The sequence below is a fragment of the Oleiphilus sp. HI0066 genome, from assembly GCF_001635725.1.
Window position 1 is genome coordinate 1 of sequence record NZ_LWFH01000422.1, and the last position, 978, is coordinate 978.

A 978-nucleotide genomic window follows, 5' to 3' on the forward strand; every position below is an offset into this window, starting at 1 on the left:
TTAATTCTGGTGCTCCACCAGTCAAATCGAGCGTATTAATTCCGTGCAGATCGATCAGTCGCAACAATTGATCGACGGTCTCTTTGCTCATTAACTCGGTGCGTGTTGGCCCCGCATTCACATGGCAATGTGTACAACTTAGATTACAGAGATACCCCAAGTTGACCTGCAATACTTCTATATTACGTCGTTTGATTTTAGGGAAATCGCTATCTAACAAAAGAGGGCGGGTATCGCGCATATAATTATATCTTCGTCTTAATAATCATTTGTCTGAAATTGTGTTTTAAAGACACCTTAGAACCAAAATAAGTTCCGTGTCCTTAGAATTTATTTGAACTTCTAAATTCAGAGGGCGTACATCCAAACCATCGCTTAAATACGCGTGAGAAATTCGATGCTTCTACATATCCAACACTTAAAGCAATACTCTCAATACTCTGATTTGTATCACTCAAACGCAACAGAACAAGCTCTTTTCTTACTTCATCTAACAAGCTTTGAAAGCTTGTGTTATCGCGTTTTAACTTTCTAATAAAGGTACGTGTAGACATAGCAAAATGTTCAGAGACGTCTTCTTGTTGTGGAAAGCGCTCACTAAACTCAAAGAGGAAGTGCTTGACCTGTCGAGAAAATTCACCGCCTTTGTTTTCTTGATCAATTAATAACTGACACTCTCGTTGTGCATTACGAAACGCATACTGATCCGCCGTAAGGGTTTGTTCATCCAGAGCTTTGCTTGGTAATACAACCTTGAGCGTTTCATTACCTAACACAATGGTCGCACCACCAAATTTAGTTCGATAACGGTCAATATCTGACAATACGTTTACTGGCAAGTGGACCTCAAGTTGAGAGATCTGCTTACCTGTCGATTTCTCGTAAAAATCTAGCAATGACCCAATCACCATTGTGCTTACAAATAAATTTAGATTTTCTAAATCAAAGTCTGGAACGATCGTGAGTGTTGTATAGCCA

The 978-nt window shown here is 39.4% G+C and carries 1 protein-coding gene and 1 pseudogene; both read right to left on the reverse strand.

Features of this window, described 5'->3' with window-relative positions; all coding sequences use genetic code 11:
• Positions 1 to 241: pseudogene (locus A3738_RS29145) on the reverse strand (radical SAM protein); the annotation flags it as partial.
• 82 nt (positions 242 to 323) lie between these two features.
• Positions 324 to 978 (reverse strand): helix-turn-helix transcriptional regulator (locus tag A3738_RS05680; RefSeq protein ID WP_156503997.1); only part of this gene is annotated, 655 nt, incomplete at its 5' end.